Source organism: Stenotrophomonas sp. STEN008, assembly GCF_056760435.1.
The window spans coordinates 1-15,833 of the sequence record NZ_JBRRET010000006.1; the positions used below are offsets into that span (position 1 = coordinate 1).

13 protein-coding genes are annotated in these 15,833 nt (G+C 67.6%); 7 read left to right on the top strand and 6 right to left on the bottom strand.

Annotated features, from left to right (window positions below; genetic code table 11):
* Nucleotides 1–251: 251 nt before the first annotated feature.
* From secF to queA, 5 genes are all read right to left on the bottom strand, one after another.
* A complete protein-coding gene (secF, locus tag ACVOME_RS04550) occupies nt 252–1,232 on the bottom strand; it encodes a protein translocase subunit SecF (RefSeq protein ID WP_481504784.1) in 981 nt (326 codons plus the stop codon).
* 15 nt (nt 1,233–1,247) lie between these two features.
* Nucleotides 1,248–3,104 (bottom strand): protein translocase subunit SecD, encoded by a 1,857-nt coding sequence (gene secD, locus ACVOME_RS04555; protein ID WP_053519779.1) that lies wholly within the window; start codon nt 3,102–3,104, stop codon nt 1,248–1,250.
* A gap of 61 nt (nt 3,105–3,165) precedes the next feature.
* On the bottom strand, nt 3,166–3,510 hold the full coding sequence (gene yajC, locus ACVOME_RS04560; protein ID WP_053519780.1) for a preprotein translocase subunit YajC: 345 nt from the start codon (nt 3,508–3,510) through the stop codon (nt 3,166–3,168).
* A gap of 134 nt (nt 3,511–3,644) precedes the next feature.
* Nucleotides 3,645–4,775: a tRNA guanosine(34) transglycosylase Tgt gene (gene tgt, locus ACVOME_RS04565; RefSeq protein ID WP_065181313.1), complete on the bottom strand. Its 1,131-nt coding sequence runs from the start codon at nt 4,773–4,775 to the stop codon at nt 3,645–3,647.
* A 97-nt stretch (nt 4,776–4,872) separates the two neighbouring features.
* A complete protein-coding gene (gene queA, locus ACVOME_RS04570; RefSeq protein WP_111185614.1) occupies nt 4,873–5,940 on the bottom strand; it encodes a tRNA preQ1(34) S-adenosylmethionine ribosyltransferase-isomerase QueA in 1,068 nt (355 codons plus the stop codon).
* A 209-nt stretch (nt 5,941–6,149) separates the two neighbouring features.
* Here queA and ACVOME_RS04575 point away from each other — a divergent pair, with 209 nt between their 5' ends.
* Nucleotides 6,150–7,646: an aminotransferase class III-fold pyridoxal phosphate-dependent enzyme gene (locus tag ACVOME_RS04575; protein ID WP_128988969.1), complete on the top strand. Its 1,497-nt coding sequence runs from the start codon at nt 6,150–6,152 to the stop codon at nt 7,644–7,646.
* Between the two features lie 264 nt (nt 7,647–7,910).
* The gene (locus ACVOME_RS04580; RefSeq protein ID WP_065175031.1) at nt 7,911–8,504 is read left to right on the top strand and encodes an LOG family protein; all 594 of its coding nucleotides are present in this window, start codon (nt 7,911–7,913) and stop codon (nt 8,502–8,504) included.
* A gap of 19 nt (nt 8,505–8,523) precedes the next feature.
* Here the strand turns inward: ACVOME_RS04580 and ACVOME_RS04585 are convergent, their stop codons facing one another.
* The gene (locus ACVOME_RS04585) at nt 8,524–11,319 is read right to left on the bottom strand and encodes a bifunctional diguanylate cyclase/phosphodiesterase (protein WP_481504785.1); all 2,796 of its coding nucleotides are present in this window, start codon (nt 11,317–11,319) and stop codon (nt 8,524–8,526) included.
* A 292-nt stretch (nt 11,320–11,611) separates the two neighbouring features.
* Here ACVOME_RS04585 and ACVOME_RS04590 point away from each other — a divergent pair, with 292 nt between their 5' ends.
* The 5 genes from ACVOME_RS04590 (at nt 11,612) to ACVOME_RS04610 (ending at nt 15,750) form a co-directional block, all read left to right on the top strand.
* Complete coding sequence (locus tag ACVOME_RS04590; protein WP_229765872.1) at nt 11,612–12,130, top strand: RNA polymerase sigma factor; 519 nt, start codon at nt 11,612–11,614, stop codon at nt 12,128–12,130.
* Nucleotides 12,127–13,089, top strand: coding sequence for a hypothetical protein (locus ACVOME_RS04595; RefSeq protein ID WP_481504786.1), 963 nt, complete (start codon nt 12,127–12,129; stop codon nt 13,087–13,089). Before ACVOME_RS04590 ends, ACVOME_RS04595 begins: the two co-directional genes overlap by 4 nt.
* Before the next feature lie 34 nt (nt 13,090–13,123).
* Complete coding sequence (locus tag ACVOME_RS04600; RefSeq protein WP_481504787.1) at nt 13,124–13,720, top strand: IMPACT family protein; 597 nt, start codon at nt 13,124–13,126, stop codon at nt 13,718–13,720.
* A complete protein-coding gene (locus ACVOME_RS04605; protein WP_065181307.1) occupies nt 13,713–15,485 on the top strand; it encodes an ABC transporter transmembrane domain-containing protein in 1,773 nt (590 codons plus the stop codon). The genes ACVOME_RS04600 and ACVOME_RS04605 overlap by 8 nt, the downstream gene beginning before the upstream one ends.
* A gap of 70 nt (nt 15,486–15,555) precedes the next feature.
* The gene (locus ACVOME_RS04610; RefSeq protein WP_481504788.1) at nt 15,556–15,750 is read left to right on the top strand and encodes a hypothetical protein; all 195 of its coding nucleotides are present in this window, start codon (nt 15,556–15,558) and stop codon (nt 15,748–15,750) included.
* The last annotated feature ends 83 nt before the right edge of the window (nt 15,751–15,833 follow it).

A 15,833-nucleotide genomic window follows, 5' to 3' on the forward strand; every position in this document is an offset into this window, starting at 1 on the left:
CCCCCGCCCCCCAAAGGGCACCCACCCCGCTTTCTATTTTTTTCTGCTTTCTGGTGTAAATGTTTTTGGGGTCATTGCGTTTTTCCACTTAAAATGGTTTCTGACCCCGGATTCATTTCGATCAGCCGCCGGAATCTGTCGAAGGTGGGGCGGTGTCAGAGTGCGGGGTGTCAGCCGCAGGACTGCACGCCCTGCCAACAAAAAACCCCGCTTGCGCGGGGTTCTCTGTGCGTTGCGTGCAGCGCGAACGCTTACGGACGGCGGGCCAGAGCCTCGATGTCCTTGGCCTTCGGCAGCAGGTCCTGCTTGCTCACGCGCAGGAAGCCGATCGTGAGCATCGGCACCGCGACCAGGATCGACGACATGACCACGATCACCGCACCGATCATGTGCGTTTCGGCCAGGCCTTCCATCGAGCTGCCACCGTACAGGTACAGGGCCAGTGCGGACAGGAAGAACATCACCGCGGTGATCACCGTACGCGACAGCGTCTGGTTGATCGAACGGTTCAGCACTTCCATCGGCTCCACGCGCAGGCTGCGGAAGTTCTCGCGGACGCGGTCGAACACCACGATGATGTCGTTGATCGCAAAGCCCATCACCGACAGCAGGCCGGCCAGCACCGTCAGGTCGAACTCGCGGCCCAGCAGGGACACGTAAGCCACCGTCACGATCAGGTCGAACATGGCCACGATGCTGGCGGTGACCGCGAACTTCCATTCAAAGCGGACGGCGATGTAGATCAGGAAGCCGGCCAGCATGAAGATGGTGGCGTACAGGCCGTTCATCGCCAGATCCTTGCCGATCTGCGGGCCGACGAACTCATTGCGCAGCACCGTCGCCTGGTTGTCGGCCGAGGACAGCGCCTTGACCACGGCCGCCGCGGTGGCCTTGTCCTCGGCGGCGGAATCGCCGGTACCCGGGGCATGCTCACCGTGCGGCGCCAGGCGGATCAGCAGGTCGGTACTGCCACCGACGCTCTGCACCTGGGCGCCGTCGAAGCCGCTCTGCTCGAGCTTGGTGCGGACCTGCTCGACGTCCACCGGGCGTTCGAAGCGGGCCTCGATCAGGGTGCCACCGGTGAAGTCCAGGGCATAGTTGAAGCCCTTGAAGCCGATGATGGCGATCGATGCCAGGAACACGATGATCGTGACGACCATGGCGACATGGCGCCACCGCATGAAATCGACCTTGGTGTCGTTCGGGAGGATGTGCAGCGGAAACAGTTTCATGTGCGTGTCGTCCCGTCAGATGGCCACGTTCTGGAGCTTCTTGCGGCGGCCGTAGATCAGCGTCGCCAGCGCACGCGACACGGTGATCGCGGTGAACATGGAGGCGAAAATACCGATGATCATGGTCAGCGCGAAGCCCTTCAGCGGACCGGTACCGAATGCGAACAGTGCCACGCCGACGATCAGGCCGGTCAGGTTGGCGTCGAGGATGGTGCCGGAAGCGCGCTCGTAACCGGTCACGATCGCGGTCTTGCCCGGAACACCGGCCCGCAGCTCTTCACGGATACGCTCGTTGATCAGCACGTTGGCGTCGACCGACAGGCCGACCGACAGCGCCAGGCCGGCAAAGCCCGGCAGGGTCATGGTCGCGCCGAACAACGACATCACTGCCACCACGATCAGCAGGTTGAACAGCATCGCCACCGACGTGATGATGCCGAACATGCGGTAGTAGATGCTGAAGAACACCAGGGTGAACAGGAAGGCGAAGACCACGGCGCGCATGCCGTTCTTGACGTTCTCGGCACCCAGGCTCGGGCCGACCACGCGCTCTTCGACGAAGTCCATCGGCGCGGCCAGCGAGCCGGACTTCAGCAGCTTGGCCAGATCTTCGGCTTCCTTCTTCTGCAGGCCGGTGGTCTGGAAGTTCTTGCCGAACACGCCATTGATGTTGGCCACCGAGATCACTTCCTCGTTGACCTTGAAGCCGCGCACTTCCTGGCCGTCGACCACGGTCACGGTCGGCACGCGTTCGGTGTACACCACCGCCATCGGCTTGTTCACGTTGGCGCTGGTGAAGTCGAACATGCGCTGGCCACCGACGTTGTTCAGCGTCACGCTGACCGCCGGGGCACCGCTGTTGGCGTCGGTCACCGCCTGCGCAGCCACCATCTGGTCGCCGGTGACGATCACGCGCTTGTTCAGCAGGATCGGGCCGCGGCCGTCACGCTGCTGGTAGACCTTGGCTTCCGGCGGGATGCGGCCGGCGTTGATGGCGTCCTGGGCGTTGCCCTCGACCACCGCACGGTATTCCAGGGTGGCGGTCGCACCGATCATGCGCTTGGCTTCGGCCGTGTCCTGCACGCCGGGCAGCTGCACCACGACGCGGTCGGCGCCCTGGCGCTGGATGATCGGCTCGGCCACGCCCAGCTGGTTCACGCGGTTGCGCAGGGTATTGATGTTCTGCTCGATGGCGCCGTTGGCGATCTGCGAGATCTCGGCCTCCGGCACGGTCACCGTGATGCGGCTGCCGCTGACGTCGTAACCGAGGGTCGGCTGCGCCTTGAGCAGGGCCGTGCGGGCGCGCTGCGCGGCGTCGTCACCGGCGGACGGGCTCAGGTTGGCCACGATGCTGTTGTCGGCGCGACGCTCGACCGACTGGTACGGAATGCGTGCGTCGCGCAGGGTGCTGCGCACGTCTTCGGTATAGGCATCCAGGCGCTTGTCCAGCGCAGCCTTCTGGTCCACCTGCAGCACGAAGTGCACGCCGCCCTGCAGGTCCAGGCCGAGCGTCATCGGGCGACCGCCAAGATTGGCCAGCCAGTCCGGAACGGTGGATGCCAGGTTCAGCGCGACCGTGTAGTTCTCACCCACGCTGTCGCGCAGCAGGTCGCTTGCCGCGGCCTGGGTCTTGAGGTCCGGCAGGCGGACGATCAGGCTCTCGCCTTCCTTCTCCGCGCCGAGGCTGGCGATGCCGGCCTTCTTCAGGTCAGCCACCACGCGGTCGCGGAGGGCGTCGTCGACCTGTCCGCCACGGTTGGCGGTGATCTGGACGGCCGCGTCCTTCTGGTAGATGTTGGGCAGCGCATACAGCGTACTGAGCGCAAGTACGATCAGGATGACGACGTACTTCCAGCGTGGAAATTCGAGCATTGCTTGGGTCCCGCGCGGCGCCATCCCCGGCGCCGCGGTTGTGCATCGGAAAGGGAGTGGCTTACTGGGCCGACTTCAGGGTACCGGCCGGCAGCACGTTGCCGACAGCGCCCTTCTGCACGCGGATGCGCACGTTCTCGGCCACTTCCAGGGTGACGAAGTTGTCGCCGATGTCGGTGACCACGCCGGCGATGCCACCGTTGGTCAGCACTTCGTCGCCACGCTTGATCTTCTCCAGCATGGCCTTGTGCTCCTTCTGCCGCTTCATCTGCGGGCGGATCATCAGGAAGTACATGATGGCGATCAGGATGATCGGGAACAGCAGCGTGGTCAGGCCCATGCCCTGCGGTTGGCCACCGGCGGCCTGGGCGTGGGCGGCGGGAATCAGGAAGGCAAGCAGGTTCATCTTTGGTCCTTTGGTTGGGCGGCGCTCCGGCCCTTTCACGGGCGCGGGGTGTCGACCGCGGATCTGGGTCAGCCTTGAAGTATGCCATGGCCCCGGACGTTCGTCCCCGGGCCGTTCGGCAGGGGGGCGCCGGGTTACAGCGGCGGCGGAACCGCTCCGCGTGCCGCATAGAAGGACTCGCGGAAGGCCTGGAAGGTTCCCGCCTCGATCGCCGCCCGGATGTCGGCCATCAGCTTCTCGTAGTAGAACAGGTTGTGCAGGGTGCCCAGCATCGGCGCCAGCATCTCGTTGCAGCGGTCCAGGTGGCGCAGGTACGAGCGGGTGTAGCCGCCGGTACAGGCCACGCAGCCGCAGCCCGGTTCGATCGGGTCCATGTCCCGCGCATACTGCGAATTGCGGATGCGGACGGTACCGAACGAGGTGAAGTAATGCCCGTTGCGCGCGTTGCGGGTCGGCATCACGCAGTCGAACATATCGACGCCGCGTGCGACACCCTCGACCAGGTCTTCCGGCCGGCCCACGCCCATCAGGTAGCGCGGGCGGTCGCCCGGCAGCTCCGGATCCAGGTGGTCGAGCATGGCGTTGCGCTCGTGCTCCGGCTCGCCCACGGCCAGGCCACCGATGGCATAGCCATCGAAGCCGATCGCCTGCAGGGCCTCGGCCGAGCGGCTGCGCAGGTCGGTATGCACCCCCCCCTGGACGATCCCGAACAGGGCCGCATCGTTGCCGAGCTCGTCATGGGCGTTGCGGCTGCGCTGGGCCCAGCGCAGGCTCAGCTCCATCGACCGGCGGGCGACGTCCTCGGTGGCCGGGTACGGGGTGCACTCGTCGAAGATCATCACCACGTCCGAATCGAGCACCTTCTGGATCTTCATGCTCTCTTCCGGGCCGAGGAACACCCGGGCCCCGTCGGTCGGCGAAGCGAAGGTCACGCCTTGTTCGGTGATCTTGCGGCGGTGGGCCAGCGAGAACACCTGGAAACCGCCGGAATCGGTCAGGATCGGGCCGTCCCAGCGGCAGAAGCCATGCAGTCCGCCGTGGTCGGCGATGATGTCCAGGCCCGGACGCAGGTACAGATGGAAGGTGTTGCCAAGGATGATCTCGGCCCCCAGCGCGCGCACCTGGTCCGGCAGGATGCCCTTGACCGAGCCATAGGTTCCCACGGGCATGAAAGCCGGCGTTTCCACCGTGCCGCGCGGGAAGGTCAGGCGGCCGCGACGGGCACGGCCGTCGCGGGTCTTGAGCTGGAACTGCAGTCGGGACATGGAGCGGTCGTTCAGGCAAATAGTTGCCTATTGTCTCCCAAGAAGGCGTGCGCACCAAGGTGCGCACCCACAAGGGTCCCTGCCCTCCCGGCGCGCCCTACCCTGCCTGCGGGAACAGCAGCATCGCGTCGCCGTAACTGAAGAAGCGATAGCGCTGCTGGATCGCGTGCTGATAGGCCTCGAACACCCGCTCCTTGCCGGCAAAGGCCGAAATCATCATCAACAGGGTGCTTTCCGGCAGATGGAAATTGGTCACCATCGCGTCAACGCTGCGGATCCGATAGCCCGGGGTGATGAAGATCTGCGTCTCGCCGGCGAACGGCAACAGCTCGCCGTCACGCATCGCACTTTCCAGCGCGCGCACCACGGTGGTGCCGACACCGATCACGCGCCCGCCCGCAGCGCGGGTCCGACGCACCTGCTGCACCAGCTCGGCGCCCACGTTCAGCCACTCGCGGTGCATCACGTGGTCCTTCAGGTCATCGGCTCGCACCGGCTGGAAGGTGCCTGCCCCCACGTGCAGGGTGACGTGGCCGAACTCCACGCCCTTGTCCTTCAGCGCGGCCAACAGCGGTTCATCGAAATGCAGGCCGGCGGTCGGTGCCGCCACCGCTCCCACCTCCCGCGCGAACACGGTCTGGTAGCGCTCGCGGTCGTCCACGCCCGGCTCGCGCTGGATGTAGGGGGGCAGCGGCAGGCGTCCGGCGTGCAGCAGCCACTGCTCCAGTGACTCGGGCACATGGAACTGCAGCACATAGAACTCGCCGTCGCGGCCCAGCACTTCGGCTTCGCCACCGGCATCGAGCGCGATGCGGCTGCCGGCCTTGGGCGACTTGCTGGCGCCGACCTGGGCACGCGCCTGCTGGCCGCCGAGCAGGCGCTCGATCAGGATCTCGACCCGCCCACCGCTGGCCTTCTGACCGAACAGGCGCGCCGGGATCACGCGCGTATCGTTGAATACCAGCAGGTCGCCCGGCTGCAGCAGCGAGGGCAGATCACGCACCTGCAGGTCGGTGAAGGCGGCAGGGGCCGGAGGCACCAGCAGCAGGCGGCTGGCGGAACGTTCAGCCAGCGGCGCCTGCGCGATCAGTTCAGCCGGCAGGTCGTAGTGGAAATCGGACTTCTTCAAGGCAGTGGGCGGCAACAGGTCGACAATGGCGCGCATTGTACGGCCAGCGTCTGCGAGCCGGCGTGGTCCGCGGCGAACGTCGCGCAAAATGCTGCTATGCAACAGGTTTCTGCGGGGTTATCGCGCAAAAAAACAAGTGCTAGCATCGAGATGGAAGTCCGCTGCACGAGGCCGCCCAGCGCGCGTGATGACGCGCGTTTTGCTTTTTGATGGCCCGTGCGCCCCATTGTTTCAGGAGATCTGCAATGAGCTTCATCGAACGCCTCGCCCCACTGCGCAGCCAGCCCGGCACCCGCCTCACCACCGGCCTGGACGACGCCACCCTGACCACCCTGTCCGTCCGCCATCCTCAGCTGGTGGCCGCGGTCGAGGCCGCCGCCGCGGAGTTCGCCCGTGTGCAGGGCGAACTGGGGCCGTTGCTGGGGCAGGACGAACAGGCGCAGATCGATGCCATGCAGGACGGGTTCGTCAATTTCTACGCCGACGACGCCGTTACGCCCTATGTGGCGCTGGCCGCGCGCGGCCCGTGGGTGGTCACCCTGAAGGGGGCGGTGCTGTATGACGCTGGCGGCTACGGCATGCTCGGCTTCGGTCATACCCCCGACACGGTGCTGGAGGCGATGGCCCGACCGCAGGTGATGGCCAACATCATGACCCCCAGCCTGTCACAGCAGCGCTTCATCACCGCCCTTCGCGCCGAGATCGGCCACCGTCGTGGCGGCTGCCCGTTCGCCCGTTTCATGTGCCTGAACTCCGGCTCGGAAGCGGTCGGGCTGGCCGCACGCATCGCCGACGTCAACGCCAAGCTGCAGACCGACCCGGGTGCGCGCCACGCCGGCGCCGCGATCAAGCGCGTGGTGGTCAAGGGCAGCTTCCATGGCCGCACCGACCGGCCGGCGCTGTACTCCGATTCCAGCCGCAAGAGCTACATGCAGCATCTGGCCAGCTACCGTGGCGAGGATTCGGTGATCACCGTGGCGCCGTACGACGAAGCCGGCCTGCGCGCGGTGTTCGAGGACGCCGCCCGCAACAAGTGGTTCATCGAGGCGGTGTTCCTGGAGCCGGTCATGGGCGAAGGCGATCCGGGCCGCTCGGTGCCGCCGTCGTTCTATGCCCTGGCCCGCGAATTGACCCGCGCGCACGGCAGCCTGCTGTTGCTCGATTCGATCCAGGCCGGCCTGCGCGCGCACGGCGTGCTGTCGGTGGTTGACTACCCGGGCTTCGAAGGCCTGGATCCGCCGGACATGGAAACCTACTCGAAGGCCCTGAACGCGGCCCAGTACCCGCTGTCGGTGCTGGCGGTGACCGAGCATGCCGCACAGCTGTACCGCAAGGGCATCTACGGCAACACCATGACCAGCAACCCGCGTGCGCTGGACGTGGCCTGCGCGACGCTGGCACAGCTGACCCCGCAGGTGCGCGCCAACATCGCCGAGCGCGGCGCCGAAGCCGTGCGCAAGCTGGAACAGCTCAAGGGCGAGCTTGGCGGGCTGATCACCAAGGTGCAGGGTACCGGCCTGCTGTTCTCGTGCGAGCTGGCGCCGCAGTTCAAGTGCTACGGCAGTGGTTCCACCGAAGAATGGCTGCGCCGGCATGGCATCAATGTGATCCATGGCGGCGAGAACTCGCTGCGCTTCACGCCCCACTTCGGCATGGACAGCGAAGAGCTGGATCTGCTGGTGGGCATGGTCGGCCGCGCCCTGCGTGAAGGCCCGCGACGCGAGCAGGCTGCGGCGGCGTAAGCCCCCGCTTTTTGTAGAGCCGAAGGCAGCGGCAGGAGCCGCTGCCAACGTCGCTGGCGACGGCCCGAAGGGTGCCGGTCAGGACGACCGGCATAGCCCATGCTCGGCTAGGGCATTGCCGCGATCTGAACGAAGAGCAGCCGAGCATGGCTCGGCTCTACAGAAGGCCTCTCAAGGCCTCATAATCCTTGGACACCCCGTCCCTGACCGCCCTGCGGTCGGCGACGGGGCGTTTTCGTTTCCGGCCAAGAGACAGGAAGATCCATGAAATCGATCTGTGTGTACTGTGGTTCCAACGCTGGCAGCAAGCCGGCCTATACCGAACGCGCCATTGCACTGGGCGACCGCATCGCCCGCGACGGCCTGCGCCTGGTGTATGGCGGCGGCAACGTCGGCCTGATGGGAACCGTGGCCAATGCCGTGCTCGCGGCCGGCGGCGAGGTCACCGGCGTGATTCCCCGCCAGCTGGCCGACTGGGAAGTGGCCCATCGTGGCCTGACCGAGCTGGAGATCGTCGGCTCGATGCACGAACGCAAGTCGCGCATGTTCGACCTGGCCGACGGCTTCGTCGCCCTGCCCGGCGGCTTCGGCACCATGGAGGAGATCTTCGAGATGCTGACCTGGCGCCAGCTGGGCATCGGCAACAAGCCCTGTGCATTCCTGGACGTGGACGGCTTCTACGCGCCGCTGATCGGCATGATCGATCGCATGGTGGATGAGCGCTTCCTGCACCCGGACCAGCGCCAGGACCTGTGGTACGGCTCGGACATCGAGCAGATGCTGGAGTGGATGAAGAACTACCAGCCGGCACAGGCCTCCAAGTGGATCGACGAGAAGCGCCGCGCCGCCCTGCGTTGATCGTCCGCCGCGTGGCGTCTCAGGGCGCCACGTCGGCCCAGGGAGCCGGTCGCCCCAGCAGGTAGCCCTGGCCGTAATCGCAGCCCAGTTCGCGCAGTGTCTGCCGCTGGGCTTCGGTTTCGATGCCTTCGCCGATGGTTTCGATGCCCAGCGTGCGCGCCAGCGACAGCACGCCCTGTACCAGCGCGCGGGTGCTCTGCACTTCCGGTCCATGCAGGCCGGCAATGAAGCTCTGGTCGATCTTCAGCGTGCTGATCGGGAAGCGGTGCAGGTACGACAACGCCGAGAAGCCGGTGCCGAAGTCGTCCAGCTGCACCTGGATGCCGCGCTCGCGCAGTCCCTGCAGGATATGCAGCGTGTGCGGGCCGTCATCCAGCAGCGCGACCTCGGTGATCTCCAGGCGCAACCGGCGCGGATCGGCCTCGCAGGCGTCGAGCAGGCCGAACAGGCGCGCACTGAAACCGGCCGAACGGAAATGCCGCGGCGACACGTTCACCGACACATAGCCCTGCCCGCCCGCGGCCAGGCCGGCGATGACCTGTTCGTAGATCAGCCAGTCGACCTGTTCGATCAACCCGCTCTCCTCTCCCAGCTCCAGGAACGCGCCCGGCAACAGCAGGCCACGCCGTTCGTGCTGCCAGCGCAGCAGCGCTTCGTGGCCCACCACTTCCCCGTCGGACAGGCGCACGATCGGCTGGTAGAACGGCACGAAATCCCGGTTGTTGATCGCCCGCCGCAGATCGGCTTCCAGATCGAGGCTGCGCATGGCCTGCTCGCGCATGTCCTCGTCGAAGATCGCACAGCGATCATGCCCCTGCGCCTTGGCCCGGTACATGGCGGCGTCGGCATCGCGCAGCAGCTCTTCTCCGGTCCGGTAACGCGGATTCCACAGCGCGATGCCGAGGCTGCCGGACGGGAACAGCTCGCGCCCGGCGATCCACATCGACTCCTGCAATGCCAACAGCAGGCGTTGACCGAAATCCAGGGCCTGCGCCAGGCCCAGCGGGCACTGCAGCAGCACCGCGAACTCATCACCGCCCAGGCGCGCCACCACGTCGTCGGGGCCCGCCATCGACACGATGCGCTTGGCCACTTCCACCAGCATGTGATCGCCGGCGGCGTGGCCGATGCTGTCGTTGACCAGCTTGAAACGGTCCAGATCCAGGAACAGCACCGCGAACACCGGGCCGTCCTCCTGCCTGGCCAGTACCAGCGCATCCTGCAGCCGGTCCAGCAGGTGCAGGCGGTTGGGCAACCCGGTCAGCGCGTCGTGCATGGCCTGGTGGGTCAGCCGCTGCTCGGCACGCAGGCGCTCGCCGATCTGGCCCAACAGCTTTTCATTGACCTCTGCCAGTTCGCGCGTGCGTTCGTCCACGCGCTTCTCCAGCTCGGCATGCGCCGAACGCAGGCGCTGCTGGTCGCGCTGGCGGGCCAGTCCGGTGCCGATGTTCTGCGCGACGAAGGTCAGCAAGCGCTGGTCGTGGATGCTGAAGGCACGCTGCTCGCTGTAGCTCTGCACCACGATCGCGCCAACCACTTCGTCATCCCGCAGCAGCGGCACGCCCAGCCAGCACAGCGAGCGCGCGCCGGACTCGCGCACCTCGCCACTGGCGCGCAGCGAGTCGATCTGCGCGCGGGAGGCCAACAGCGGCTGGCGGTTGCGCACCACGTATTCGGTCAGGCCACGACTGAACGCACGGGAGGCGCGGCTGGCGTGGCGTTCATCCACCGAGTAGACGAAATCCAGTCCATCACCCGCCTCGTTGACCAGCGCGATGTAGAAATTGCGCGCGTCGAGCAGTCGGCCGACCACGCCATGCACCTGGCCGTAGAACTGCTCCAGGCTCTCGGCGGACATCGCCATCTCTGCAATGTCGTACAGCGCGATCTGCAGCTGCTCGGCACGACGACGCTCGGCCACTTCGTCCTGCAGGCTGTGGTTGGCGCGCTGCAGCTCCTGCGTGCGCAGTTCCACCTGCTGCTCGAGCCGCACCTGGGCCTGGCGCCGGTCCATCGCGGTCTGTACGTGCTGGGCAACGAAACCCAGCAGTGCACGCTCGGCCTCGCCATAGCGGTCTGCCTGCTCGTAGCTCTGCACCACGATGGCACCGCACACCCGGCCATCGCGCAGCATCGGCACACCCAGCCAGTCCAGGCTTTCGGGGCCGCGAAGCGGGTCATGCTCCTGCCCGACCTCGCGGGCCAACAGTTCCCGCGAAGGTCCGCTCAGGGGCCTGCCATGGTGCAGCAACGCCACCGTCAGGCTGCGCGGCATTCCACCGGCGTCGAAGCTCTGCGCCGGATCGGCGACGAAATCATCCACCTGGTCGGCGAAGTACAGGAACCTGATCTGGTCGTGCAGGTCATCGTATTCGACGATGTAACAGTTTTCCGCGTACATCAGCGTGCCCAGCACGTCGTGCACGCGGCGCAGCATCTGCCCCATCTCCAGGTCGGCGCCGGCAAGATCGGCAATCTGGAACAGCGCCTGCTGCAGCCGCTCGGCCTCTTCCAGCGCCTTGATCTGTCCCGCCTGGCGGCCCCGCTGCAGGGCCAGCTCCATGGCCTGCCGCGCCAGACCCCACCATGCGGACGAAGGCGCCGCGCCTTCCACCACCAGGTACAGGCGGGCACCATCATGATCCCAACCGTGGCGGCCATCGCCTGCAGCCGGTGCCCCGCTGTCGGCCGCGACCGGGGGTATCGGCCAGATGGCGTCACCGCGCCCCAGCTGGGGATCGTCCCAGCCGACCCGGACCACCGCCGATTCCGGCAGCAGCGCATGCAGCGCGCGCACGAGTTCCGTACTCAGCACGGCCTCGTGTGATGGCGTTTGCGCAGGTTCAGCGTGCGTGGACAAATGACAATCTCTTGGCGCCGTCTGTGCGTCGCCTCCCCTGAGCCGCCGAGCATAGCGCGCCACCGGGGGGGCAATGGAAGCCCGGCAACCCCGAATCGTGCGCCCGTTCGTTATTCCTGGCGTCCGCACCCCGTTCCGAGCCATGAACCTCGCCCTGTCCGCCCCCGCACCCCGCTATGCGCCATCGTCGGCAGGCCTTAACCTGTACCGCGTGGAAGCCAGCGCCCTGCCAACCGATGAAGCCTTGATGCTCGCCTGGGCCGGCGGCGACCTGCACGCGTTCGAGAGCCTGTATGCGCGCCATCGCAAGCGCCTGTTCGGCTTCCTGCTGCGCCAGCTGCGCGATACCGCCCTGGCCGAGGAGATCTTCCAGGACGTCTGGCAACGGGTCATCAGCGCACGGTCCGGCTGGCAGCCGGATGCCGCCTTCAGCACCTGGCTGTTCCGCATCGCGCACAACCGGCTCAACGATCACTGGCGCGCCGCACGCCACCGCCCGGCGGCGCCGGCCGATGCCGAGCTGCGTCTGGCCGCGCTGGAAGATGGGCAGACCCCGGAAGCAGAGCTTTCTGAATTCGAGCAACGTCGCCGCATCCAGCGCGCGATGGAAGAACTGCCGCTGGAGCAGCGCGAAGTGCTGCAGCTGCGGCTGGATCAGGAACTGAGCCTGGAGGAGATCGGCCAGATCACCGGCGTAGGCCGGGAAACCGTGAAATCGCGGCTGCGCTATGCGATGGACAAGCTGCGTGCGGGACTGAACGCATGAACCGAGACGAACCCCTGACGCCTGAAGAGCGCGAGCTGGCGCGCCTGCTCGGCCGTCGTGTCGAACAGGCGCCTCCGGCGGCGCTGGATGCCACGATCCTGGCGGCCGCCCGTGCGGCGGTGCAGGCGCCACCGGCCGACGCGCCCGGTGCGGGCAGCGTGCGTGCACGGCGGCCGCGCCGGCACTGGCCTGCGGTGTTCGGCGTTGCTGCATCGATGGTATTCGCCATCGGAATCGCCTGGCAGCTGCGCCCGGAACCGCCCGCGGTCCCGGCGCACGATGCACAGATCACTGCGCCGCGCGTCGCCGACGAGGTCGCTGCCGAAGTGGCCGCGCAGCCTGCCGAGCGCCCTACCCGGCCTTCCCCTGCCGAGCCGGCCATCGCAAGTGCGCCGCCGGCACCACCGGCGCCGGTCGCGGCACCCAAGCCCGCCGCGCCGGCCCGATCCTCCGCACCGCAGACACCGGCACCGACGGTGGCGGCACGAGCGAAAGCGGCGGCTCAGGCCACCGAGCGCGCCGCCGCCGACACCGCAGCTCCGCCGCCGGCTGCGGAACCTCCGGCCGCTGTGGCCTATTCGGCACCGCTGCCTGCTGCGGCGCCTGCGCCGCCGTCGCTGGAAGCGCGCGACGCCGTTGCCCCCCTGTCCGGCGCGATGGAGGCCGCTCCGGCCAGCGCGGGACAGCGCGGTGACACCACGACGCTCAAGCGGGCCGCACCGCTCCGCAGCGCACCGGGCGTGATGCGTCGCGGCAGCGATGCCGCGCTCAGCGCTACGGCCGTGCAGGCCGAAGTGGCCGCCGACGCCCAGCTGCCCCGCCGGCAGTGGCTGCAGAAGATCCGCGAACGTCGCGACGAAGGCCAGCGCGACATCGCCCGTGCCAGCCTCGAGCGCTACGTGCAGCAGTATCCGGAGTCGCGGCTGCCACGCGACCTGCGTCCTCTGCTGGACGACTGAAGCATGGGGGCGGCAACCCCGTAGAATGAAGGGAATGCCCGATACCCTCGCCCAGCCCGTCAGCCACACGCTGGAAGTCAAGCACAGCCGCTTCATCGCCCATGCCGCGCCCATCGATGGCGCGGCGGCGGCGATGTCGTTCCTGCAGCGGGTGATGGTGGCCGACGCCACGCACAACTGCTGGGCCTACCGGCATGGACAGGAGTATCGCTCCAGCGATGATGGCGAGCCGGCGGGGACTGCCGGCCGGCCGATCCTGGCCGCCATCGATGGCCAGGGCTTCGACCGGGTCATGGTGGTGGTGATCCGCTGGTACGGGGGTATCAAGCTCGGCGCCGGCGGTCTGGTCCGCGCCTACGGCGGTACCGCCGCCGAGTGTCTGCGCACGGCACCGCGGCTGCCGCTGGTGGCGATGGCACGGCTGCAGCTGCTGGCCGGCTTCGAGGACCTGGGTACCCTGCATGCGGCCCTGCCCACGTTCTCCGCCGAGAAGCAGGATGAACAGTTCGACGCTGAAGGCGTGCGCCTGCGGATCGAATTACCCGCCGACCAGGCCGACGCATTGAAAATCCGCCTGCGAGACGCCACCCGTGACCGTATCCGTATCCGAGATGACGACCAGGATGACTGACAAGGACGACGCGGCCGCCGCGACCCCGCCATTGCGCCGCCTCGGCAGCCTGCGAACGCTGTGGCCGTTCGTGCGCCGGCACAGTGGCCTGTTCGCCGCCTGGCTGCTGGCGCTGGCCGTCTCCTCGGCCGCCACCCTCAGCCTGCCTCCGGCCGTCAAGCAGATGATCGACCACGGCTTCAGCAGCGGCGGCCAGATCAACCGGGCGTTTGCCCTGCTGATGCTGGTGGCGGTAGTGCTGGCGATCGCCACCTCCGCACGCTTCTACTTCGTGTCGCTGCTCGGCGAGAAGGTAGTTGCCGACCTGCGCAGCCGTCTGTACGGGCACCTGATCCAGTTGGGTGCCGGTTTCCATGACCGCAGCCGCAGCGGCGAACTGGTCTCGCGCCTGACCGCCGACAGCGAGCTGCTGCGCAGCGTGGTGGGCTCGACCATGTCAGTCGCATTGCGCAGCAGCGTGACGGTGGTCGGCAGCCTGGCCATGCTGTTCGTGACCAGTCCGCGCCTGGCGGCGTGGTCGCTGCTCGGCATCCCGCTGGCGGTACTGCCCATCATCATCGGCGCACGCAAGCTGCGCACCGTCGCGCGCAGCAGCCAGGACCGCATCGCCGACGCCAACAGCCTGGCCAGCGAGACCCTCGGTGCCGTCCGCACGGTGCAGGCACATGCGCGCGAGCCTTACGAGCGCGGCCGCTTCGACCTGGCGCTGGGCGATGCGATCCGTGCCGCACGCCGGCGCATCGGCGCACAGTCGCTGGTCACCGCCAGTGCCATCCTGCTGATCTTCGGTGCCATTGTCGGCGTGCTGTGGCTGGGCGCCCACGATGTCATCGAGGGCCGCCTCAGTGCCGGCACCCTGGGCCAGTTCGTGCTGTACGCGCTGATCGGCGGTGGTTCGGTGGGCGCTCTGGCCGAAGTCTGGAACGAACTCCAGCGCGCTGCCGGCGGCATGGGCCGGATCGGCGAACTGCTGCAGGAGGATGTCGAGATCCGCGCGCCCGCGCATCCACGCGCGCTGCCGCAGCCGCTGCAAGGCGAGATCCAGTTCGATGACGTGGTGTTCCACTACCCGCAGCGACCGGACCAGGCCGCGCTCGACCACTTCAGCCTGCATGTGCGCCCCGGCGAGACCGTGGCCCTGGTCGGCCCCTCGGGTGCCGGCAAGAGCACGGTGCTGTCGATGCTGCTGCGCTTCCATGACCCGGCCAACGGCCGCATCTGCGTGGACGGCATCGATGTGCGCGAGGTCGATCCCGCCGACCTGCGCGCCCAGCTGGCCCTGGTGCCGCAGCAACCGACGCTGTTCGCCGCCAGCGCCCGCGACAACATCCGCTACGGCCGCCTGCAGGCCAGCGATGCCGAAGTCGAGGAAGCGGCTCGTGCCGCTGAGGCCGATGGCTTCCTGCGTGCGTTGCCGCAGGGTTATGACAGTGAGCTGGGCGAGCGCGGCGCGCGCCTGTCCGGCGGGCAGCAGCAGCGCGTGGCGATCGCCCGCGCGCTGCTGAAGGATGCGCCGATCCTGCTGCTGGACGAAGCCACCAGCGCGCTCGACGCGCAGAGCGAGTACGGTGTACAGCAGGCGCTGGAGCGCCTGATGGCGGGCCGCACCACGCTGGTCATCGCACACCGTCTGGCAACCGTGCTCAAGGCCGACCGCATCGTGGTCATGGACCAGGGGCGCATCGTCGCCGAAGGCACGCACGCACAGTTGTTGGCTGAAGGGGGTCTGTACGCGGAGCTGGCGCGACTGCAGTTCATCGATTGATGACGGTCGGCTAACACCTCTGGCGCCAAGCTGGCCGCGCAGAAGCAGCATCCGCTGAAGGAGGTGGACGATGTCGTTCCGTCAGTTTCCCGCAGTCGACAGCAATGGCGAGAGTCATATCATCATCGAGTTCAAGCCCGAGGCCAATGGCAGCGGGCATCATTCCGAAGCCGCCCCGCGCTACGAGCTCGACGACGGGCGTCATCTGGTGCGCAATGGCCGCGAGTTCAGCACCAGCGGCGGCGAACTGCGGCTGACCATCTAGCGTCGCGTGGGTCATCGCTGGGTCATCGCAGGGCCGCCGGGCGTAACCCGCCCCCACCGGCAGCACCCTGGTCAGTTTTTCGC

Bases quoted from the DNA above. Each gene is read 5' to 3' on its own strand.
- secF (WP_481504784.1), bottom strand. From the start codon at position 1,232: ATGAAACTGTTTCCGCTGCACATCCTCCCGAACGACACCAAGGTCGAT.
- secD (WP_053519779.1), bottom strand. From the start codon at position 3,104: ATGCTCGAATTTCCACGCTGGAAGTACGTCGTCATCCTGATCGTACTT.
- yajC (WP_053519780.1), bottom strand. From the start codon at position 3,510: ATGAACCTGCTTGCCTTCCTGATTCCCGCCGCCCACGCCCAGGCCGCC.
- tgt (WP_065181313.1), bottom strand. From the start codon at position 4,775: ATGTCCCGACTGCAGTTCCAGCTCAAGACCCGCGACGGCCGTGCCCGT.
- queA (WP_111185614.1), bottom strand. From the start codon at position 5,940: ATGCGCGCCATTGTCGACCTGTTGCCGCCCACTGCCTTGAAGAAGTCC.
- ACVOME_RS04575 (WP_128988969.1), top strand. From the start codon at position 6,150: ATGAGCTTCATCGAACGCCTCGCCCCACTGCGCAGCCAGCCCGGCACC.
- ACVOME_RS04580 (WP_065175031.1), top strand. From the start codon at position 7,911: ATGAAATCGATCTGTGTGTACTGTGGTTCCAACGCTGGCAGCAAGCCG.
- ACVOME_RS04590 (WP_229765872.1), top strand. From the start codon at position 11,612: ATGCTCGCCTGGGCCGGCGGCGACCTGCACGCGTTCGAGAGCCTGTAT.
- ACVOME_RS04595 (WP_481504786.1), top strand. From the start codon at position 12,127: ATGAACCGAGACGAACCCCTGACGCCTGAAGAGCGCGAGCTGGCGCGC.
- ACVOME_RS04600 (WP_481504787.1), top strand. From the start codon at position 13,124: ATGCCCGATACCCTCGCCCAGCCCGTCAGCCACACGCTGGAAGTCAAG.
- ACVOME_RS04605 (WP_065181307.1), top strand. From the start codon at position 13,713: ATGACTGACAAGGACGACGCGGCCGCCGCGACCCCGCCATTGCGCCGC.
- ACVOME_RS04610 (WP_481504788.1), top strand. From the start codon at position 15,556: ATGTCGTTCCGTCAGTTTCCCGCAGTCGACAGCAATGGCGAGAGTCAT.